The sequence below is a fragment of the Streptomyces sp. NBC_00250 genome (assembly GCF_036192275.1).
Classification (GTDB): domain Bacteria; phylum Actinomycetota; class Actinomycetes; order Streptomycetales; family Streptomycetaceae; genus Streptomyces.
On the sequence record NZ_CP108088.1, the window covers coordinates 5,417,229 to 5,438,189 of the forward strand.

Sequence of the window (20,961 nt, forward strand, 5' to 3'; positions counted from 1 at the left end):
CATGGGATCGGGGCACGCCCACAAGCTCTATCGGCACGCTCACTCGCCCGTCCACGAGCTGCCCCCGCACACCAAGCTCGCCGCGGTCCTGGGCTTCGTCGTGGTCGTCGTCTCGACGCCCCGCGAGGCCGTCTGGGCCTTCGCCCTCTACGCCCTGCTCCTCGCGGTCGTGGCGGCGAAGGCCCGCGTCCCGGCCGGCTTCCTGCTGAAGCGGCTGCTCATCGAGGTGCCGTTCGTCGCGTTCGCGCTGCTCATGCCCTTCGTGGTCCCCGGCGAGCAGACGACCGTCCTCGGGGTGTCGCTGAGCGTCCCCGGACTGTGGGGCGCGTGGAACGTCCTCGCCAAGGGCACCCTCGGCGTCGCCGCCTCCGTGCTCCTCGCCTCCACCACCGAACTGCGCGAGCTGCTCCTCGGCCTCCAGCGGCTGAAGCTGCCCCCGTTGCTCGTCCAGATCGCCTCGTTCATGATCCGATACGGGGACGTCATCACCGACGAGATGCGCAGGATGTCCGTCGCCCGCCGCTCGCGCGGCTTCGAGGCGCGGGGCGTCCGCCACTGGGGCGTCCTCGCCAAGTCGGCGGGCGCGCTCTTCATCCGCTCGTACGAGCGCGGGGAGCGGGTACATCTCGCCATGGTCAGCCGTGGCTACACGGGCACGATGCCGGTCATCGACGAGGTGACCGCGACCCGCGCCCAGTGGACGTACGCCGCCGCGCTCCCCCTCACCGCACTGCTGATCCGCCTCCTCGGATGGACGCTATGACGACTCCTCCTCCCTCCCTCGACGTACGCGGGCTCGCGTACGCGTACCCCGACGGCCACCAGGCCCTCTTCGGCGTCGATCTGACCGTCGGGCGCGGCGAGCGCGTCGCCCTCCTCGGCCCCAACGGAGCCGGCAAGACCACCCTGGTCCTCCACCTCAACGGCATCCTCACCGGCGGCGCGGGCGGCGTCACCGTCGCCGGGCTTCCGGTCGGCAAGAAGCACCTCGCCGAGATCAGGCGCAAGGTCGGCATCGTCTTCCAGGACCCCGACGACCAGCTGTTCATGCCGACCGTCCGCGAGGACGTCGCCTTCGGCCCGGCGGCGGCGGGCCTGCGGGGCGCCGAACTGGAGGCCGTCGTACGGAAGGCCCTCGACCGGGTCGGGATGGCGGAGTACGCGGACCGGCCGCCGCACCACCTGTCCTTCGGGCAGCGCCGCCGGGTCGCCGTCGCGACCGTCCTCGCCATGGAGCCGGAGATCCTCGTCCTCGACGAGCCGTCCTCCAACCTGGACCCGGCCTCGCGCCGCGAGCTCGCCGACATCCTCCGCTCGCTCGACGTCACCGTCCTCATGGTCACCCACGACCTGCCCTACGCCCTGGAGCTCTGCCCGCGGGCGGTGATCCTCAGCGAGGGCGTCATCGCCGCCGACGGACGGACCGGCGAGATCCTCGCCGACGAGGAGCTGATGGCCGCGCACCGCCTGGAGCTGCCGTTCGGCTTCGTGCCGCAGTCGGTGGCCTGAGGCGCCCCCGGAATCGGTCCCCCTCCCTCCGCGTTGCACCATGGGGGGTCGGATCGGCGATGGAGGAGTGGGACGTGGACGTCCAGGGCACGGTGGCGGCGGGCTGGGAGCCGGTCAGGGACGCGTTCCTGCGCAACTTCGAGCAGCGCGGTGAGCGCGGCGCGGCCGTCGCCGTCCACCACGACGGCGCTCCGGTCGTCGACCTGTGGGCGGGCACCAAGGACGTCGAGGGCGAGGCGCCGTGGGCCGAGGACACCGCCCAGGTCGTCCGCTCGGCCACCAAGGGCGTCGCCGCCGCCGTACCCCTGCTCCTCCACCAGCGCGGCCTGCTCGACCTGGACGCCCCGGTCGCCGCGTACTGGCCCGAGTTCAAGGCGGCGGGCAAGGACCGCGTGACCGTACGGCAGCTCCTCGGCCACCGGGCGGGCGTCCCCGTCCTGGACCGGCCGCTCACCCTCGCCGAGGCCGTCGACCTGGAGACCGCGACCCGCGCGATAGCCGCGCAGGCCCCCGTCTGGGAGCCCGGCACCGCGCACGGCTACCACGCCCACACCTTCAGCTGGCTGCTCTCCGGACTGGTCCACCGGGTCACCGGCCGCACCATCGGCCGCTGGGCCGCCGAGGAGATCACCGGCCCCCTCGGCCTCGACCTGTGGATCGGACTCCCGGAGACGGAGGCCCACCGGGTCGGCCGGCTCGGCCCCGTCGAGGAGATCGAACCGCCCGGCAGCGGCGCCCTCAAGCTCCGCCCCAAGCGCTCCGTCACCGAGGCGTACCAGGACCCGGACTCCCTGACCCGGCGCGCCTTCGGGGTCATCGACCCCAAGCCCGACGAGAACGACCCGGCCTACCGGGCCGCCGAACTCCCCGGCTCGGCCGGGGTGGCGACCGCCCGCGCCCTCGCCCGCTTCTACGCGGCGACCCTCGGCCCCGTGGACGGCGCCGAGCGCCTCTTCACCCCCGACACCCTCACGCTGGCGCGGACCGAGGAGTCGGCGGGCGCGGACAAGGTGCTGCTCGTCGGCACCCGCTTCGGCCTCGGCCACATGCTGCACGGCCCGGCCTCCCCGCTGTACGGCCCGTCGTCCTTCGGCCACCCGGGCCGCGGCGGCTCGCTCGGCTTCGCCGACCCCGACTCCGGGATCGCCTTCGGGTACGTGACGAACGGCATGCGCAAGACGGTCACGGCGGACCCGCGGGCGCAGTCGCTGGTGAGGGCCGTCAGGTCGGTCATGGACGCCGCCCACTGACCGGATCGAGCCATCCCGGACCTGACATTCTGCGCGCCCGGCGCGCGGATCGGTGATCATCCGAGCGCTACCGTGTGCCCGCTCCACCGTTCGGTGGACCAGGCGCACGGGGGCGCATGTGACCGAGATTCCGTTGACGACATCCGAACGCGGGGCCCATGCCCGAGCCGTTCGGATCGCCGACAGCCGGCTCTGGGAGACGTTCGGCAGCATCGGACTGCTGTCCTCGCACCGGGGACTCGCACCCTGGCCGTACACCGACTGGGGCCGGGCCGCACGCCGTTCGCTGATGCGGGCCGACGTGACCGTCCCGGGATGGCTCGTTCACCTCTGTCGGGTCGGCGGCGGAAGCCTGCCGTCGTTCCTCCTCCCCGTCCCCTCCTCGGCCGGACAGGCCGGCCTGGCGGACGAGATCGCCCTCCTCCGCGCCGTGCCCCCGGCCCGCGTGCGCGAGGAGCTCGACCGGTGGTTCCCGCAGGGCGTCCCCGTCGAAGTGCGCCCGCTGCACGCGGATCCGGCGGCGCGGATCGCCGACCTGTGCGCCTTCCTCCCGCGCTACGTACGGGCCGCCCTCGTCCCGTACGAGGCGTCCCTGCGGGCCGTCACGGAGGACGACATCCTGCTCCGCGCCCGGGTGCTCGCCACCCAGGGCCCGGACCGCCTCCTCGGCACCCTGCGCGGGGGCCTCTCCCGGCGCGGTGACGTCCCGAGGCCGTACGCCGGGACGCCCGGCGGGCTCGCGGCGGCGGCCGACGCCTCCCGGCTCGTCCTCGTACCCCTGGTGTTCGGCCGCGGGGCGACCCTCCTCAGCTCCGCTCCGAACGGGGTGACGGCCGTGTCGTACCAGGCCGAGGGAGCCGCCGTACTCGCCGGTGAGCCGCGGTCCGGCCGACGGGCCGAAGGCCGGGCGGACGAACCCGCGCGCGGCGACCGGCTGGAGATCCTGCTCGGCCGCAGCCGGGCCGCCGTCGTCCGCGCTCTCGCCGCGCCGACCACGACCTCCGACCTGGCGACGACGCTCGGACTCGCCCCGAGCACCGTCTCCGAACACCTCACGCTGCTGGTGGCCGCGGGCGTGGTGCGCCGGCGCCGGGCCGGCGTGCGGGTGCTGTACGAACTGGACGGCTCCGGCGTCGCGTTGCTCAGGCACCTGGACAACAGGAATAGGGTCGACGCGCCGTCCTACGAAACCACGTGAAAAGTGCCGTAACGAGGAGGAACCACATGACCGACGCCGGACATGAGACGTACGAGAAGCTGCTCGCCCTGCTCGACGAGCGCGGGGCCGCCTACCGGGTGATCGAGCACGCCCCCGAGGGCGCCACCGAGGCGGTCAGCGCGCTGCGGGGTCACACGCTCGCCGAGGCGGCCAAGTGCATCATCGCGATGGTGAAGATCGGCAAGAAGGAGAAGCGCTTCGCGCTGGTCGTCGTCCCCGGTGACCGGCGGATCGACCTGAACGCGGTGAAGGCCCTGTACGGCGGCACCTACGTCTCCTTCGCCTCCCCGGAGATCGCGGAGGAGCTCGCCGGTTCGCCGAGCGGCACGATCCTGCCGTTCGCCTTCGACGAGCGGCTCGAACTCCTCGTCGACCCCGACCTGTTGGCGCACCCGGAGTTCTACTTCAACGCGGCGAGGCTCGACCGCTCGATCGCCCTGTCGGCGGAGGACTACAAGGCGATCGCCGAGCCCCGCGTGGAGCGCGTCTCCACAGACTGACCTCTCCCCGACCGGGATCAGGCCATGGAGGGCGTCAGCGCGAGCACCATCCCCAGACCGACGAGCACGGTCCCGATGACCTTGTTGAGCACGGTCTGCCGCTTCAACAGCCGGGACCGCAGGCTCTGGTTGGAGAAGAGGAGCGCGGCGAGGGCGAACCAGACCAGGTGGGCGAACGACATGAAGAGTCCGTAGCCCACCTGCTGGAAGACGGGGGTGTCGGCGCTGACCACCTGTGTGTACGTGCTCAGCACGAAAAGCATCGTCTTCGGGTTGAGCGCGTTCGTCAGAAATCCGGTGCGCAGCGCGCCGGCCTTCGAAAGGCCGGCGCCCTCCGAAAGGTCGATGTCGACCTGCGCCTTGGTGACGAACGTCTTGTATCCGATGTACACGAGATAGGCGGCGCCGATCAGTTTCATCGCCGTGAAGAGCATCGGGGTCCGGGAGACCAGAAGTCCCACGCCCAGCATCGTGTAGGTGACGTGGACGAGAACGCCCAGCGCAATTCCGACGGCCGCGAGAACTCCGGCGGTCCGTCCGTACAGATAACTGTTGCGGACGGTCATCGCGAAATCCGCGCCGGGGCTGATGACAGCCAGAATGGTGATGACCGCCACGGCGATGAGCTGACCCATGTACCCGACTTCCCGCCTTCTCGCTCACGTACTCACTCAAGGGGTGAACGGGCGCGGGGGAGGCGGGCCTTCGCAGACACCGCCGCCACCCCCGCACCCGCACCTGACATCAGGGCTTGTGACGGTAGGTGATGACCAGCACGTCGCGCGAGGCCGCGGAGGCGGGATCGATCTGCTCGATCGGCGAGACGCCGTGGTAGACCCGCTCGTCGTTGACGAGGGCCAGGTCGAGCGGGTCGGTCAGGGAGAACTTCTCGACCGGCTGCTTGTCCAGGTTGAAGACGGTGCTCTCGCCGCCGGTGGCGTTCGAACGGCCGACCATCGCCATCAGGACGAAGGTGACACCGTCGCGGTGCACGCCCTCCGGCGTGGGCAGGCCGACCTCCTCGCCGTCTACCTCGATGCGGAACTGGTGGGCCTCGATGTGCCAGCCCGAGTACGGGGCGAGGCGGCCGAATATGTCACATCCGAGGGTGAGCAGGCTGTCCATCGTGCGGCCGCGCAGGATCTGCTCCTCGAACGGCTCGTAGTGCCGGGCCACGCCGCCGTTGAGGTTGTTGTAGTCGAGGCCCTGGTAGTGCGGCTGGTGCTCCTCGACGCGGTAGTCGACGCTCGCCCGCGGCGCGCTCAGCGTGGCGTGCCGGCGACGGCGGTAACGGCCGCCGTCCGCCATGTAGCTGTCGAGCGGCATCCGCGTCCAGCTGTCGCGGAACGGCTCCAGATCGTCGAGGGCGGTCTCGGACCGCTGAAGGAGAAGCTTCTTCACCTTCTCGCCGGAGATCAGATCGAAGCTCCGGGAGGAAAGGGACTCGGCTATTTCCTCGACGCCGGACTGATACGAAGACATGGTTCTCCCCCTGATGAAAGCGTGGTCGTCGGCGAACTAGATCGTGGTATTCGCGCCAGGGGTGTGTCAAAGCCTTTCGGCCCTGGCCGAATTGTTCACCGGAGGGTTTCTCTTCGCTTTTGGCCGGGGGTAATTGATGAACGGGATGTTACGCACGGCTGGCGCGGGACGGGACCCCGATGCTGAGATCGGTCCCATGGACCTCAGGGAACGCTTCGGCGGATACGCGGTACTGATCACGGGCGCGGCGCGCGGCATCGGCGCGGCGACGGCACGACGGCTGACGGCGGAGGGGGCGAAGGTCCTGGTCACGGACGTGGACGAGGAGGCGGCGCGGAAGACGGCGGCGGAGATCCCCGGCGCGGAGTACCGGTACTGCGACGTGAGCGACCAGTCCTCGGTGGACGAGGCGACGGCGTACGCCGTGCGGACCTTCGGACGGCTGGACGTCCTCGTCAACAACGCGCTCGGCCCGGTCGAGGCCGACCGGGACCGCTTCGAGGACGAGCCGGACGCCGTGTTCACCGTCCAGCAGGACGTCACCTTCATGGGCGCGGTCCGCTGCTCCCGGGCGGCGCTGCCGCACCTGGCGGCGGCCGGCGGGCGCGGGGCGATCGTGAACATCGGCTCGGTCAACGCCGAGACGGACTTCGGCAACCACGCCTACAGCGCGGCGAAGGCGGGCCTGGCGTCCCTGACGCGCACGCTCGCGGGCGACGCGGCGCCGCGCGGGGTCCGGGTGAACCAGATCAACCCGGGGACGATCGCGACGACGGCCTGGTCGGGCAAGGACCGCGAACTGAGGTCCCTGGCCGACCGGGTCTACCCCCTGTCCCGGGTGGGCACCCCGGAGGACGTGGCGGCGGCGGTCGCCTTCCTGGCCTCGCCGGACGCGTCCTGGATCACCGGCACGGTGCTCCGCGTGGACGGCGGCCTGCTGGCGGTGAACACGCACTTCGCGGAGGTGCTGGGGGACTGAGGCCCCGTCCGGCGTGGTCACCAGGGGCGCCGCTACGGTGGCGCCATGACCGACCCGGCACAGCGCCCGCTGCTCTTCCTGGACGTCGACGGAACGCTTCTTCCCTACGGCGGCGCGCAGTTGCCGTCGACACTCGAAGAGTGGGACCGGTGGCAACGCCCGACCAACCCCCAACTGGCCAAGGTCGCACGCGAACACGGCCCACGGCTGTCCGCCCTTCCCTGCGAACCGATGTGGGCCACCGCGTGGATGCACGACGCCAACAAGGTGATGGCACCACTGCTCGGCATCCCGGAGCTGCCCGTGGTCCCGCTGCCGGCCGCCCCGGAGGAGGACGATCCGGGCGTCCTGCACTGGAAGACCCGCGCACTGGTCGAGCTGGCGGCCGGCCGCCCCTTCGTCTGGGTGGACGACGAGATCGGCGACCTCGACCGCACGTGGGTGTCGGCCCACCACAAGGGCCCGGCACTCCTCCACCGCGTGAACTCGACGACGGGCCTCACGTCCGCCGACCTCGCGGCCGTCGACGACTGGCTCCGGACGGAGGGTGCCGGGAGGTGACCCGCCGACGCGACGCCTCTCCGACGGTCCACGCGCGATCCTTCAGGACGACTTCCTGGCGTGTGCGGCGAAGAACTCCCAGATGAGATCGGTCGCGGTGACCCCGGTCGCTTCCTCGCCCATCCTCGGGTCCTTGCTGCCCGGCCAGTTGTGGCCCATGTCCGGGAGGCGGTACGTCAGGACCTCCGACGTGTCGCGGCACGTCGCCCGCGTGCGCGTGTTGGCGCCCTTGACCGCCTGAGGTCTGCCCGATCTGCAACCCAGGCGTGCTGACCAGGACTTGATCCCCTGCTCGAACTGCTCGTAGTACGCGTCGCGACCGCCGACGAAGGTGGCCACGGACACCGGGGTCTTCGGCACGTACGCGGGATTCTGCGCGGCCGTGCCGATGTAGCCGCCGCTGACCGGGGCGATCGCGGCCAGCGTGCCCGGGAGCTCGACGGCGAGTCTGAAGGACATGTCCGCGCCGTTGGAGATGCCCGTGGCGTAGACGCGCCGAGGGTCGGCCTTCCACGTGCCGACCAGACGCTTCGTCATCGCCCCGATGAAGCCGACGTCGTCCTCGCTGCCACAGCAGACGAGGGCGTTGTAGCCCTGGTTCACCCCGTTCGGATAGGCGACGAGGAAACCTTCCGCGTCGGCCTTGGCGTCGAAGCCCGTCAGCCGGGCGGCGTACGCGCCGTCGGCCGGGTAGGGGTGCATGACGACGACCAGGGGGAGCGGCTTGCCCGGCGTGTAGCCGGGTGGCGCGTGGACCGTGTAGACGCGCTCCTGCCCCTTCCAGGTCATGGTGACCCTCTGATCGCCGGGACGCGGCACTTCCTTCACCGTGGCCGGCCGCTTCGCCGAGGGGCTCGGGGGCGTCTCCCTCCGGCCGCTGCCGTCATCTGTGTTCGAGCCGCAGCCGACCAGCGGGAGGAGCAGGGCCAGGGCGGCGATCCGCAAGGGGCCTAATCGCATGGGGGGCATGGTGGCAGCGGCGCGAGGGGCGGTCCAGAGGAATGGAGCGTTCACCGGGCGTCCGGGCGCCCGGCGCCCCGGAGAGCGGGCGGGGCGCGGTGCTCCGCTGCCCTCAGCTCACCAGATCCGGCGCGAAGTAGTCACGCAGTCGGGCGATCCTCCCGTCGCGGATCCGGAAGATCTGCACCAGCGAGACGGACACGTCCTCCCGGTCGCCGTCGAAGACCGTGTCGACCTCGGCGATGAACACATCGGGATCGGAGGTGGTGTGCAGCACGTATCCCGACTTCTCGCGGTCGGGCGCGCGGTTGTCACTCGCCTGCCGCGCGTAGTACGCCGCCATCACGCTGCGGATCTCCTCGCGACCCACCATCCTTCTGGGGAAGTCGGCACCGGCGGACATGAGCGGCGCCTCGAAGACGCCGTCCTCGGTGAAGGTCTCGGCGAGGGCGTCGGCGTTCCTCGTGATGGCGCCGGCGTAGACGTACCTCTCGAAGATCTGCTGCGGCGTTCGGGACACGGGGCCCTCCTCGTCTCGGACACGGAAGTCCCCATCATCCCGGAGCCGGCCGTACGCGGCGGGCCGACACCCTCGGCCGGAAGTGGGGCGCCGTCGGCCCGTGCCGACGACGCCCCACCGTGCGTACGTGACCCTTCCCGTCTCAACCCGCGTGCAGCATCAGCCCGATGCCCGCCACCATCAGGCCCGCCGCCGCGACCCTCGGGCCGCCGAAGCGTTCCTTGAAGAAGACCGCCCCGATGGCCGCGCCCACGATGATCGAGGACTCCCGGAGGGCCGCGATCGGGGCCAGTGGGGCCTTCGTCTGGGCCCAGAGGACCAGGCTGTACGCGGCCACCGACAGGGCCGCGCCCAGGAGGCCCCGGCCCGCGTACGGGCGGAGTTGGGGGAGGAGGGCCGCGCGGCGGGTCCACAGGGCGTACGCCGGGATCGCCAGGCCCTCCAGGAGCATCAGCCACGCGATGTAGCCGAGCGGGGTGCCCGAGGCGCGGACGCCGACGCCGTCCACCACCGTGTAGAGGGCGATCGACAGGCCCGTCGCTCCCGCCGCCAGCAGCGCGGGCCACTGCGGCTGGGCCCCCTTGCCCCGGATGCCCCACACCGCGAGGCCCGTCAGGCCCGCGCACGCCACCGCGACGCCGAGCAGCTGCCAGCCGTCCGGTATCTCGTCGACGAAGACCGCCGCCAGGGCCGTCACGGCCAGCGGGGCCGTACCGCGCGCGATCGGGTACATCTGCCCGAAGTCGCCCAGCGTGAACGAGCGCATGAGCAGCACCATGTAGCCCACGTGCAGCAGCGCCGACACCACCAGGTACGGCCACGCTCCCGCCGCCGGCAGCGGTACGAAGAAGGCCGCGGCCATGCCGATGAGGGCGCCGCCGCCGGATATCAGCGTGAACGAGAGCAGTTGGTCCTTGATGTGGTGCGCCAGCGCGTTCCAGCTCGCGTGGGTGACGGCGGCGATCAGGACGGCGAGGGTGACGAGCGGGGTCACGCCGAGGGCTCGCGGACGTCCACCACGGTGCCGCCGGCGTGGGAGACCAGCGTCTTCGGGTCGAGGGCGAAGACCGTGTGCGGATTGCCCGCCGCCGCCCACACCAGCGCGTGGTCGAGCAGGCCCCGGTCCGCGAGGACCCGCGTCTCGGTGCGGTGCCCGAACGGAGGGACGCCTCCGATCGCGTACCCCGTGGTCTCCCGGACCACCCTCGCGTCCGCCCGGGTCACCTTCTCGGCGCCCAGCTCCTCCCGTACCCGCTCGACGTCCACCCGTGAGGCGCCGTCCATCAGCACGAGGACCGGCACCCCGTCGGCCGCGAAGATCAGCGACTTCACGATCTCCGACACCTCGCAGCCGATGGCCTCGGCGGCCTGCTGAGCCGTGCGGGTCTCGTCCGGGAAGCGGCGGATCTCGACGTCGAGGCCCAGTTCGTGGAGTGCGGCGGCGAACAGGGGGTGGGCGAGGGACGTGATGTCGTCAGCGGTCATGGCCCGCACGCTAGCGGTCCGTGTAGGGGGCATGCGACCGACTTCCGCCCCTTGGGCACGGAACCCCGTCCGTCTAGCCCGCCTTCAGCACCCGCGCCACCACCGGCCCCGCCGCGTCGCCGCCGTGGCCGCCTCCCTCGACGATCGCCGCCGCCGCGAGATCGCCCGAGTAGCCGGTGAACCAGCTGTTGGACGTGGCCTGGTCGCCGACCTCGGCCGAGCCGGTCTTCGCGCCCTTCGGGGACGGCACCCCCGCCATCGCCTCGGCCGCGGTGCCGTTCCCGGTCGTCGCCGCCTTCATCAGCGTGCGCAGCCCCGAGGCGACCTCTTCGGAGAGCGGCTCGGCCGTGGCGAACTCCCGGTCGTCGAGCTCCTTGGCCACCAGGTACGGCTGGAGGAATCGGCCGTTCTTGGCGGTCGCGGAGAGCGAGGCGACGTTCAGGGCGCTCATCGTGATCTTGCCCTGGCCGATGTACGAGGCGGCGGACTCGGTGCCCGTCGACTCGGGCACGGAGCCGTTCGACGCCGGGACGCCGATGTTCCACTCCTCGCCGATGCCGAAGGAGCGTCGGGCGGTCTCGCCGAGGGCGGTGTCCGCGAGGTCCTTCTTGTCGAGGGGGCCGATCGCCTTGATGAAGGTGGTGTTGCAGGACTGACTGAAGGCATCGGTGAGGGTGCCGTTGTCGATCTTGAACTTCTTGAGGTTCTGGAAGAGATAGCCGTACCAGGTGACCGTGGGCGGGCACTCGACGCGGCTGTCAGGCTTGGCCAGGCCGTGCTGCATCATCATCGTCGCCGTCACGATCTTCATCGTCGAGCCGGGGGCCTGCCCGCCGCTCAAGGCGGTGTTGAACTCGGTCACCGGGTTGTTCGCGACCGCCCGTATCGCACCCGTCGACGGTTCGATCGCCGTCACCGAGGTCCGGTCGTAGGACTTGACCGCCTTCTCGGCCGCGGCCTGGACGCCCGCGTCGATGGTGGTCTTCAGGGTGCCCGGCCTGCCCTTCGACAGGACCAGGAGCGTGGTGTCGGGGACGGCCTCGCTGCCCGAGTCGATCCAGGTCTCGACACCGGTGGAGCCGCCGACCTTGGAGCCGTACCGCTCGCGCAGGGTGGCGAGGACCGGTCGCAGCGAGGGGTACTTCTCCGCCGTCAGCTCGACGCCGTTGTGGTCGACCGCCTTGATGGTGGCGGTCTTCGCCGGGCCCGTGCGCAAGGTGGCGCCCGCCGTGAGCTTGGGGTGGAGGACGGCCGGCTGCCACTTCACCAGCGGCCGGCCGGTGGTCTGCCCCCGGACCACGGTCAGTTCGGACGCGTACGACAGGTCCTTGGTCACGCCCTCGTACGAGATCGTCGCCTTCACGGTGAACGGCACCGTCGCCCCGACCGCCGCCCCCGGCGTGATCACCGCCTTGGCGACCTTCGCGCCCTCCCGGTACGAGAGGACCGCGGTCCCGGCGGTGACCGGGTCGTTCGTCAGCTGCGCCGCCTTGTCCGACTCCCCGGCGGCCCAGGCGGCCAGGAAGTCCCGCGCGGTGGTCGTGATCTCCTCGCCCGTGACGGGCCCGGTTCTGGGCGAGGAGGCGGATGCGGACCGGGGGTCCGGGGACGCGTCCCCACCCATGACGCCGTTCCAGAGGTTGTAGCCCCCGTAGCCGACCCCGCCCGCCACGACGACGAACACGCTTCCGGCTATCGCGACCTTGGCCCCACTGCGCATGACTGCGTTCCCCTCCCCAGGTGGACCCACGAGTCAAGCAGCGCCCCATGCGCGTGTCGAGCCACTTCCGGCTTCTCTGTCACACGGAGAGGCGGGCGTCAGAGCTGGGGGACCGCTACGTATGCCTCCTGGGGCCTGATGGTCGGGGCGTACCGAGTCGCGGCGGGCGCCGTCGGGATCAGATCCCGGTGGATCACCTTGGAGACGGCCTGGATCGTGGTCACGCCGTAGTTCATCGTGCTGTTGCCGTCGGTGAGCACGGTGATGGTGTAGTCGTGGCCGAGGCCCTGGAAGGTGCCGATGCTGTGCACACGCCAGCCGCGCGTGGCGCGCTGCAGCCAGCCGTTCTTGACGTGCACGGCCACGGAGGAGGGCGCGCCGGCGGGGGTCCCCCATTTCTGCGAGGTGACGACCTGGCCCATGAGCTTCTGGATGTAGGCGCGGGAGTTGTCGCTCAGGACGGTGTTCCTGGCGGTGATCAGCGAGAGCAGCCGCTGCTCGTCGGTGACGTTGATCCGGGTGAGCCCCCAGTAGCCGCCGGACCCCGGCACCGTCCGCGTCATGCCGGCGGCCGTCAGGAAGCCCTTCACCTTCGTGATGCCGAGCTGGTTCCACAGGGTGGTGGTGGCCGCGTTGTCGGACTTGGTGATCATGGCGGTGGCCAGGCCGGTCTCGCGCGAGGTCAGGTACCGGTTGGTCTTCTTGGCGTCCCAGAGGAGCGTGGCGAGGACGGTCACCTTCACGACGCTGGCCGAGTCGTAGGCGGTCGTCGCGCGCAGGGTGCAGGTGGTGTTCGTGGTGCGGTCGCGCAGGCCGACGGCAACGGTACCGGCGCGCGTGGCGAGGGCGGCGGTGATGTCCCTCTGCAGCTTGGCGGCGAGCCCGGCCGTGCCGGACGTACAGCTGACCTGCGGCGCGGCAGCGGCGGAAGCCGGTGACGCGCCCGCGACGACGGGCACGAGCATCCCGGCGGCAGCCACGACCGGAAGCACGCGGGCACGCAGAGATATGCGGTGATTCATGCGGGTCCCCCTGGAAACGAAACGAACACACCTACGGCGCTCTCGCCTTGTACGACTCGTGAGCGTGCGGATGGTTGTACGAATCCAGCGGAACCGGGGAAGGGAGCGCCCCGCGTGGCCGCCCGCGTGCCCGCCCGCCGGGACGCGGCGCGCGGCCGCGGCCCGAGGGGCGCGCCCCGCTCGGCCGGTGCCGACCGCCCTTCCGCCGCTCACGGCCCGTGCCACCGACAACGACCGAGAGGGCGCGGCCACCGGCCGCGCCCTCTCGCCGCAATTCCCCCGCTACACCCAGGTGTCGAGCCACATCCGGTTGCGCCATTGGTCCAGCGGAATCGGAGTCCCCGTGTAGATGGGCCAGAAATAGATGAAATTCCAGACGATGAGGAGGACGATGCAGCCCGCCGCCACCGCGCCGAATGTGCGGCGCCTTTCCGAGGAGCCCGCTGGGCCGATGATCGCGCCCAGCATCATCGCCACCGCCAGACACAGGAACGGAACGAAGACCACCGCGTAGAAAAGGAAGATGGTGCGTTCCTGGTAGAGGAACCAGGGGACCCAGCCGGCCGCGATGCCGCAGGCGATCGCGCCCGCACGCCAGTCGCGGCGGAAGGCCCAGCGCCAGAGGATGTACAGGATCGCGAAGCAGGCGGCCCACCAGAGGAGCGGGGTGCCGAGGGCCAGGACCTCCGCCGCGCACTTCTCCTTCGCGCTCGCCGGGCAGCCGGCGGTGCCGGGCGCGGGCGACTCGTAGAAGTAGGAGACCGGGCGGCCGAGGACGATCCAGGACCAGGGGTTCGACTCGTACGTGTGGGGCGAGGTCAGGCCCACGTGGAAGCTGTACACCTCGGACTCGTAGTGCCAGAGGCTGCGCAGCCACTGCGGCAGCCAGCCCCAGGTCCCGCTGCCGTCCAGCTTGTCCTGGTCGGCGGCCCAGTTCCGGAAGTAGCCCTTGTCGCTGACGATCCAGCCGGTCCAGGTCACCAGATAGGTGACGATCGCCACCGGGACCACCGACACGAACGCCGGGACCAGATCCTTCTTGATCACCGCGAGGTACGGGCGGACCGCGCCGGCCGTACGGCGACCGCCGACGTCCCACAGCACCGTCATCAGGCCGAAGCCCACCATGACGTACAGGCCGTTCCACTTGGTCGCCGCCGCCAGGCCCAGCATCACACCGGCCGCGATCCGCCACGGCCGCCACCCGAGCCGCAGCGACTCCGCGATCTCCGCGTCGGGGCGGAGCACGCCCTCCTCGTCCTCCGGGAGCGCGCCCGCGAGCCGCTTCCGGGTCCGGTCGCGGTCGAGGACCAGACAGCAGAAGGCCGCGAGCACGAAGAGCATCAGCACCTGGTCGAGGAGCGCCGTGCGGCTCATCACGAAGTGCAGTCCGTCGACGGCGAGCAGCAGACCCGCCAGACAGCCCAGGAAGGTGGAACGGAACAGGCGCCGGCCGATCCGGCACAGCATCAGGACCGACAGCGTGCCGAGCAGCGCCACCATGAAGCGCCAGCCGAGCGGCTCGAAGCCGATCAGCTTCTCGCCGAGACCGATGACCCACTTGCCCATCGGGGGATGCACGACATAGCCGGGGTCGGTCGGCACGAGCACCGAGCCGGGGTCGCTGAGGACCGTCTTGTCGATGTCCTTCGGCCACGCCCCCTCGTACCCCTGGTTGATCAGGGCCCAGGAGTCCTTGGCGTAGTACGTCTCGTCGAATATCACCGCGTTCGGCTTGCCGAGGTTCCAGAACCTCAGCAGCCCCGCGACCGCCGTGACCAGGAGCGGACCGCCCCAGGCCATCAGCCGCCACAGCCGCTCGGACCGGTCGGGGCCGATGCCGAGGAGGGACATCACACGCTCGGACGGGCGGGTGTACGAGGGGACGAGCCGCTCGCGCAGCCCGATGGGCGCGGCGCTTCCGGCGGGCGGCACATAGCCGAAACGCCGCAGCCGCTTCTGCCACGAAGAGGGCTCTGCCACGGGCTCTGCCATGGGGTGCTGGCCTTCCAGGGCCTCGGGTGCGGTACTGGTCACCGCGCCATCGTAGGGAACGCGCCTGTGCGCGTCGCCTCTCCGGGCTGGGAGGATGGGCCGTGTGACAGGAACGCTGGTACTCGCAGGGACCCCCATCGGTGACATCGCGGACGCTCCGCCCCGACTCGCCACCGAACTGGAGAACGCGGACATCGTGGCCGCCGAGGACACCCGGAGGCTGCGCGGACTGACCCGCGCCCTGGGCATCCACACGACGGGCAAGGTCGTCTCCTACTTCGAGGGCAACGAATCCGCCCGTACGCCGGAGCTGGTCGAGGCCCTGGTCGGCGGCGCCCGGGTGCTGCTCGTGACCGACGCGGGCATGCCGTCCGTCTCGGACCCCGGCTACCGGCTCGTCGCCGCCGCCGTCGAGCAGGACATCAAGGTGACGGCCGTCCCCGGCCCGTCCGCCGTCCTCACCGCGCTCGCCCTCTCCGGCCTGCCCGTGGACCGCTTCTGCTTCGAGGGCTTCCTGCCCAGGAAGGCGGGCGAGCGCCTCGGCCGGCTGCGCGAGGTCGCCGACGAGCGCCGCACCCTCGTCTACTTCGAGGCCCCGCACCGGCTCGACGACACCCTCGCCGCGATGGCCGAGGTCTTCGGCGCCGAGCGCCGGGCCGCCGTCTGCCGCGAGCTGACCAAGACGTACGAGGAGGTCAAGCGCGGCCCGCTGGCCGAGCTCGCGGCCTGGGCGGCCGAGGGCGTACGCGGCGAGATCACCGTCGTCGTCGAGGGCGCCCCGGAGACCGGACCCGCCGAACTCGACGCCGAGGAGCTGGTGCGCAGGGTGCGGGTGCGCGAGGAGGCGGGGGAGCGGCGCAAGGAGGCGATCGCCGCCGTCGCCGCCGACGCGGGGCTTCCCAAACGGGAGGTGTTCGATGCCGTCGTGGCGGCAAAGAATGCGGCTGGACCGGGCCCCGGAAACGGTAAAGGACTAATCTGAAAGGCAAAGCCGAACCCGGCGCCGGGACTCTTCGCAGGGCCCTTGGCAAGGGAAGAGCCAAAAGCCTTCCATGGTTCGACCCGCGCTGATGCGCTCCGGCCCGAAAAGGCGTCCACTGGATCAGTGGAGAGGAGCTGGCATGACCGAGATCACCGGCACCGGCATTTCCGTCGCTCATGAGGCGTACGCCTTCGCCTGCATGCGCTGTGGATACGGCTGGGAGCAGGCGTACGACATCGAGCACCACGTCGACGCCGCCGGCCACGAATTCATCGTCTACAAGGCCGACGGGGAGCGGGTCCCGTCCCCGCTGTCCAGTCCCACCTGCATGAACTGCGGCGGCCACGTCGTCCGCATCATGCGCGCGGGGCAGGTGTCGTCGGTGCTCGACCTGATCGCCGCGACGGAGAAGCACCAGCAGGGGGCGCGGGCCACCAAGCCCGTCTCGATGGCCGGTCCCATCGGTCAGGAGCTGACCGAGGACGCCTCCGAGCAGCCCCCGGTGCCGCACCACTGGCACCTGTCCGACCTCCTGCACCCCTTCAGGCGCCGCCAGTAGCGCCGCCCACGGGGATCCACGGCCCCGCGACACCCCGCGCGCCCGCACTCGTGACCCTCGTACGATCGGGGGCATGAGTGCCAAGGACGCCCCGCCGCCGCTGCCCGAACCCCTCCTCGTGGAGGTCGCGGACTCGCACACCCACCTGGACCTCCAGTCCGGGACCGTCGAGGAGGCGCTGGTCAAGGCCGCCGCCGTCGGAGTGACCACGGTCGTGCAGGTCGGCTGTGACGTGAAGGGCTCCCAGTGGGCCGCGGAGACCGCCGCCGCCCACGAGCACGTGCACGCCGCCGTCGCCCTGCACCCCAACGAAGCCCCGCGGATCGTCCTGGGAGATCCCGACGGCTGGTCCCGGCAGGGCGCCCGCGAGGGCGGCGGAGACGCGGCCCTCGACGACGCGCTCGCCGAGATCGACCGGCTCGCCGCCCTCCCGTACGTCCGCGGCGTGGGCGAGACCGGCCTGGACTTCTTCCGTACGGGCCCCGAGGGCATCGCCGCGCAGGAGCGTTCCTTCCGCGCCCACATCGAGATCGCCAAGCGGCACGGCAAGGCGCTCGTCATCCACGACCGCGAGGCCCACGCCGACGTGCTGCGCGTCCTGGACGAGGAGGGCGCCCCCGAGCGGACCGTCTTCCACTGCTACTCCGGCGACGCCGCCATGGCCGAGATCTGCGCCGCCAAGGGCTACTACATGTCCTTCGCCGGCAACGTCACCTTCAAGAACGCCCAGCACCTGCGCGACGCGCTCGCCGTCGCCCCGCTCGACCTCGTCCTCGTCGAGACCGACGCCCCCTTCCTCACCCCGGCGCCCTACCGGGGCCGCCCCAACGCCCCGTACCTGATCCCGGTCACCCTCCGGGCGATGGCGGAGGTCCGCGGCATCGGGGAGAACGAGCTGGCCGAGGCGATCGCCGTGAACACGGCCCGCGCCTTCGACTACTGAGGACACCGAGGACACCGAGGACACCGAGGACACCGAAGACGGTGAACCGGTCGGCACGGGCGGTCCCGTGATCCATAACGATTACGTGTAGTAGTCGCGTCGATCGGCAGGGTGACCGTCGCCGGGGCTAGTGTCCCGGCCTCGTGAGCACTTCCCAGGGCAGTCACCGCGCCGGACGGCGGGGCGCGGCCGTCCCCGTCCACGAACAGCCCACCCAGGTGGCGCCCCTCGTCGCCCCCGCCCCGGGCGCCGCGCCCGGCCTCGTCCCCGAGCAGGGCACCCGGGCCGGGTCCCGGCGCGCCGCCCGCCGCCGCAAGGCGTCCGGGCCCGCCGGGGAGGGGCTGCGCAGGCTCGTCCCGCAGGCCCTCGTCGTCGCCTTCCTCGCCGGCGGCACCAGCGCCTTCGTCGCCGACGACAAGGCCGTCCGGCTCTCCGTCGACGGTGTCCCGCGCACCCTCCACACCTTCGCCGACGAGGTCGACGAACTGCTCGCCGACGAGGGCGTGGCCGTCGGTGACCACGACATCGTCGCCCCCGCCCCCGCGGAGGCCCTGGCCAGCGGCGACGAGATCGTCGTCCGGTACGGGCGGCCCGTCGCCCTCACCCTCGACGGGCAGCGCCGCCAGGTGTGGACGACCGCCCGGACCGTCGAGGGCGCGCTGCGCCAGCTCGGGGTCCGCGCGGAGGGCGCGTACCTGTCGGTCTCCCGCGGCGCCCCCATCTCCCGTCAGGGCCTCGCCCTCGACGTACGGACCGAGCGGACGGTGACCTTCCTCGCCGACGGGCGCGAGCGGTCCGTCCGCACGAACGCCGCCACCGTCCGGGAGGCCCTCGCCGAGGCCGGGATCACCCTCTCCGCGCAGGACGCCACCTCCGTCGCCCCCGGCTCCTTCCCGCGCGACGGCCAGACGGTGAACGTGCTGCGCATCACCGGCTCCCGGCAGGTGCGGGAGGAGGCGATCCCGTACGCCGTCGAGCGGACCCGCGACCCGGAGCTGTTCACCGGCACCGAGGTCGTCGAACGGCAGGGCGCGGCCGGCGTCCGCCGTGTCACGTACAGCCTGCGCACGGTCAACGGCGTCAAGCAGAGGCCCCGCCGGATCGGCGAGGAGATCGTCCGCGAACCCGTCAGCCGCCGGGTCCGGGTCGGCACGAAACCGATGCCCACCTCCGTCGCCGGCGCCGACGGCCTCGACTGGGGCGCGCTCGCCGCCTGCGAGTCGGGCGGCCGCCCCAACGCCGTCGACCCCTCGGGGACGTACGGCGGGCTCTACCAGTTCGACCCCGGCACCTGGCGCTCCCTCGGCGGCAGCGGCACCGCGCAGAACGCGCCCGCCGCCGAGCAGACGTTCCGGGCGAAGAAGCTGTACGTGCAGCGGGGGGCGAGTCCCTGGCCCCATTGCGGGCGGCGGCTGTACCGGTGAGCACACCGGGCGGGGCCCGGCTGTGCCGGTGAGCCGTAGGTCGGCCCCACCGGTGCCCCGTAGGCTGTACCGGTGAGCACCACCACCGGCCCCGAAAGCCCCGACGCCCTCCTCGGCCCCGCCGACATCCGTGAACTGGCCGCCGCCCTCGGCGTGCGCCCCACGAAGCAGAAGGGCCAGAACTTCGTCATCGACGCCAACACCGTCCGGCGGATCGTCCGCACGGCCGAGGTGCGGCCCGACGACGTCGTCGTGGAGGTGGGGCCCGGACTCGGCTCCCTCACCCTGGCCCTCCTGGAGGCCGCGGACCGGGTGACGGCCGTCGAGATCGACGACGTGCTCGCCGCGGCGCTGCCCGCCACGATCGCCGCCCGCATGCCCGCGCGCGCCGACCGCTTCGCGCTCGTGCACTCCGACGCCATGCACGTCCAGGAGCTGCCGGGCCCGGCGCCGACCGCGCTCGTCGCCAACCTGCCGTACAACGTCGCCGTACCGGTCCTGCTCCACATGCTGGAGCGGTTCCCGAGCATCGAGCGGACCCTCGTCATGGTCCAGGCCGAGGTCGCCGACCGGCTGGCCGCCAAGCCGGGCAACAAGGTGTACGGCGTGCCGTCGGTGAAGGCCAACTGGTACGCGGAGGTCAAGCGCGCCGGGTCCATCGGCCGCAACGTGTTCTGGCCCGCGCCGAACGTCGACTCCGGGCTCGTCTCCCTGGTCCGCCGCAGCGAGCCGCTCGCGACCACCGCCACCCGGCAGGAGGTCTTCGCGGTCGTCGACGCGGCCTTCGCGCAGCGCCGCAAGACCCTGCGCGCGGCCCTCGCCACCTGGGCGGGCTCGCCCGCGGCGGCGGAGGAGGCCCTGGTGAAGGCCGGGATCTCGCCGCAGGCGCGCGGCGAGGCGCTGACGGTGGAGGAGTTCGCCCGGATCGCGGAGGCCAAGGCATGACCGCCACGGGAAGCGTCACCGTCCGCGTCCCCGCCAAGGTCAACGTCCAGCTGGCGGTGGGCGCGGCCCGCCCCGACGGCTTCCACGACCTGGCCAACGTCTTCCTCGCGGTCTCCCTCCACGACGAGGTCACCGCGACCCCGGCCGACGGGCTGACCGTCACCTGTGAGGGCCCCGACGCCGACAAGGTGCCGCTCGACCGCACCAACCTGGCCGCGCGGGCCGCCGAGCTGCTCGCCGCCCGGCACGGCATCTCCCCGGACGTGCACCTGCACATCGCCAAGGACATCCCGGTCGCCGGCGGCATGGCCGGCGGCAGCGCGGACGGCGCGGGCGCCCTGCTCGCCTGCGACGCGCTGTGGGGTCTGGACTCCTCCCGCGAGGAACTCCTGGAGATCTGCGCGGAGCTCGGCAGCGACGTGCCGTTCAGCCTGGTCGGCGGGGCGGCGCTCGGCACCGGGCGCGGCGAGAAGCTGACGGAGCTGCCGGTCGGCGGCGGCTTCCACTGGGTGTTCGCCGTCGCCGACGGCGGGCTCTCGACCCCGGCGGTGTACGGCGAGTTCGACCGGCTCACCTCGGACGTCGAGGTCCCCGAGCCGGCCGCCTCCCCGGTCCTCCTGGACGCCCTGCGCACCGGCGACACGACCGCGCTCGCGGGCGCCCTGGCCAACGACCTCCAGGCGGCGGCGCTCTCCCTGCGCCCGTCGCTCGCCGAGACCCTGACGGCGGGCACGGAGGCGGGCGCGCTCGCGGCCCTGGTCTCCGGCTCGGGCCCGACGACGGCGTTCCTGGTGAAGGACGCGGAGGCCGCCGAGACGGTCGCCGCCGCCCTGATCGCCTCGGGAACCTGCCGCACGGCGCGCGTGGCGACGTCGCCGGCGCCGGGCGCCGCGGTCCTCTAGAGCT

At 72.0% G+C, this 20,961-nt stretch carries 22 protein-coding genes; 13 read left to right on the forward strand and 9 right to left on the reverse strand.

What is annotated here, in order from left to right; genetic code table 11:
* Position 1 precedes the first annotated feature (1 nt).
* The 5 genes from cbiQ (at position 2) to OG259_RS24650 (ending at position 4,478) form a co-directional block, all read left to right on the forward strand.
* Positions 2-763: a cobalt ECF transporter T component CbiQ gene (gene cbiQ, locus OG259_RS24630; RefSeq protein ID WP_328944238.1), complete on the forward strand. Its 762-nt coding sequence runs from the start codon at positions 2-4 to the stop codon at positions 761-763.
* Positions 760-1,509: an energy-coupling factor ABC transporter ATP-binding protein gene (locus OG259_RS24635; protein WP_266892833.1), complete on the forward strand. Its 750-nt coding sequence runs from the start codon at positions 760-762 to the stop codon at positions 1,507-1,509. The genes cbiQ and OG259_RS24635 overlap by 4 nt, the downstream gene beginning before the upstream one ends.
* Positions 1,510-1,568: 59 nt before the next feature.
* A complete protein-coding gene (locus tag OG259_RS24640; protein WP_328944239.1) occupies positions 1,569-2,759 on the forward strand; it encodes a serine hydrolase domain-containing protein in 1,191 nt (396 codons plus the stop codon).
* A gap of 133 nt (positions 2,760-2,892) precedes the next feature.
* The gene (locus tag OG259_RS24645) at positions 2,893-3,957 is read left to right on the forward strand and encodes a helix-turn-helix domain-containing protein (protein ID WP_328944240.1); all 1,065 of its coding nucleotides are present in this window, start codon (positions 2,893-2,895) and stop codon (positions 3,955-3,957) included.
* Between the two features lie 26 nt (positions 3,958-3,983).
* A complete protein-coding gene (locus OG259_RS24650; RefSeq protein ID WP_266892827.1) occupies positions 3,984-4,478 on the forward strand; it encodes a YbaK/EbsC family protein in 495 nt (164 codons plus the stop codon).
* Between the two features lie 17 nt (positions 4,479-4,495).
* Here OG259_RS24650 and OG259_RS24655 read toward each other — a convergent pair whose 3' ends face one another.
* Complete coding sequence (locus tag OG259_RS24655) at positions 4,496-5,113, reverse strand: LysE family translocator (protein WP_266892825.1); 618 nt, start codon at positions 5,111-5,113, stop codon at positions 4,496-4,498.
* Positions 5,114-5,222: 109 nt separating this feature from the next.
* A complete protein-coding gene (locus OG259_RS24660) occupies positions 5,223-5,960 on the reverse strand; it encodes a 2OG-Fe dioxygenase family protein (RefSeq protein WP_328944241.1) in 738 nt (245 codons plus the stop codon).
* Positions 5,961-6,156: 196 nt separating this feature from the next.
* On the opposite strand from OG259_RS24660, the gene OG259_RS24665 reads away from it, so the two are divergent.
* Positions 6,157-6,939, forward strand: a complete 783-nt coding sequence (locus tag OG259_RS24665; RefSeq protein ID WP_328944242.1) for an SDR family NAD(P)-dependent oxidoreductase — start codon at positions 6,157-6,159, stop codon at positions 6,937-6,939.
* Between the two features lie 45 nt (positions 6,940-6,984).
* On the forward strand, positions 6,985-7,500 hold the full coding sequence (locus tag OG259_RS24670; protein WP_328944243.1) for a hypothetical protein: 516 nt from the start codon (positions 6,985-6,987) through the stop codon (positions 7,498-7,500).
* Positions 7,501-7,542: 42 nt separating this feature from the next.
* On the opposite strand, the gene OG259_RS24675 is transcribed toward OG259_RS24670, so the two are convergent.
* From OG259_RS24675 to OG259_RS24705, 7 genes are all read right to left on the reverse strand, one after another.
* The gene (locus OG259_RS24675; protein WP_328944244.1) at positions 7,543-8,460 is read right to left on the reverse strand and encodes an alpha/beta hydrolase family esterase; all 918 of its coding nucleotides are present in this window, start codon (positions 8,458-8,460) and stop codon (positions 7,543-7,545) included.
* A 112-nt stretch (positions 8,461-8,572) separates the two neighbouring features.
* Positions 8,573-8,980: a nuclear transport factor 2 family protein gene (locus OG259_RS24680; RefSeq protein WP_328944245.1), complete on the reverse strand. Its 408-nt coding sequence runs from the start codon at positions 8,978-8,980 to the stop codon at positions 8,573-8,575.
* A 142-nt stretch (positions 8,981-9,122) separates the two neighbouring features.
* Positions 9,123-9,974, reverse strand: a complete 852-nt coding sequence (locus OG259_RS24685; RefSeq protein WP_328944246.1) for a DMT family transporter — start codon at positions 9,972-9,974, stop codon at positions 9,123-9,125.
* Positions 9,971-10,465: a YbaK/EbsC family protein gene (locus tag OG259_RS24690; RefSeq protein WP_328944247.1), complete on the reverse strand. Its 495-nt coding sequence runs from the start codon at positions 10,463-10,465 to the stop codon at positions 9,971-9,973. Before OG259_RS24690 ends, OG259_RS24685 begins: the two co-directional genes overlap by 4 nt.
* A 73-nt stretch (positions 10,466-10,538) precedes the next feature.
* Complete coding sequence (locus tag OG259_RS24695) at positions 10,539-12,185, reverse strand: penicillin-binding transpeptidase domain-containing protein (RefSeq protein ID WP_328944248.1); 1,647 nt, start codon at positions 12,183-12,185, stop codon at positions 10,539-10,541.
* Positions 12,186-12,283: 98 nt separating this feature from the next.
* Positions 12,284-13,207, reverse strand: a complete 924-nt coding sequence (locus tag OG259_RS24700; protein ID WP_328944249.1) for a serine hydrolase — start codon at positions 13,205-13,207, stop codon at positions 12,284-12,286.
* A 282-nt stretch (positions 13,208-13,489) separates the two neighbouring features.
* Entirely contained in the window at positions 13,490-15,244 is a 1,755-nt protein-coding gene (locus tag OG259_RS24705) for a dolichyl-phosphate-mannose--protein mannosyltransferase (RefSeq protein WP_328944250.1), read from the reverse strand.
* Between the two features lie 52 nt (positions 15,245-15,296).
* Here OG259_RS24705 and rsmI point away from each other — a divergent pair, with 52 nt between their 5' ends.
* The 6 genes from rsmI (at position 15,297) to OG259_RS24735 (ending at position 20,957) form a co-directional block, all read left to right on the forward strand.
* Positions 15,297-16,184, forward strand: a complete 888-nt coding sequence (gene rsmI, locus OG259_RS24710; protein ID WP_266892807.1) for a 16S rRNA (cytidine(1402)-2'-O)-methyltransferase — start codon at positions 15,297-15,299, stop codon at positions 16,182-16,184.
* A 139-nt stretch (positions 16,185-16,323) separates the two neighbouring features.
* Positions 16,324-16,743 (forward strand): hypothetical protein, encoded by a 420-nt coding sequence (locus OG259_RS24715; protein WP_328944251.1) that lies wholly within the window; start codon positions 16,324-16,326, stop codon positions 16,741-16,743.
* A 73-nt stretch (positions 16,744-16,816) separates the two neighbouring features.
* The gene (locus tag OG259_RS24720) at positions 16,817-17,686 is read left to right on the forward strand and encodes a TatD family hydrolase (RefSeq protein WP_328944252.1); all 870 of its coding nucleotides are present in this window, start codon (positions 16,817-16,819) and stop codon (positions 17,684-17,686) included.
* 143 nt (positions 17,687-17,829) lie between these two features.
* Complete coding sequence (locus OG259_RS24725; protein WP_328944253.1) at positions 17,830-19,110, forward strand: ubiquitin-like domain-containing protein; 1,281 nt, start codon at positions 17,830-17,832, stop codon at positions 19,108-19,110.
* A 72-nt stretch (positions 19,111-19,182) separates the two neighbouring features.
* Positions 19,183-20,055: a 16S rRNA (adenine(1518)-N(6)/adenine(1519)-N(6))-dimethyltransferase RsmA gene (gene rsmA / locus OG259_RS24730; protein ID WP_328944254.1), complete on the forward strand. Its 873-nt coding sequence runs from the start codon at positions 19,183-19,185 to the stop codon at positions 20,053-20,055.
* Entirely contained in the window at positions 20,052-20,957 is a 906-nt protein-coding gene (locus OG259_RS24735) for a 4-(cytidine 5'-diphospho)-2-C-methyl-D-erythritol kinase (RefSeq protein ID WP_328944255.1), read from the forward strand. The genes rsmA and OG259_RS24735 overlap by 4 nt, the downstream gene beginning before the upstream one ends.
* Positions 20,958-20,961 lie beyond the last annotated feature (4 nt).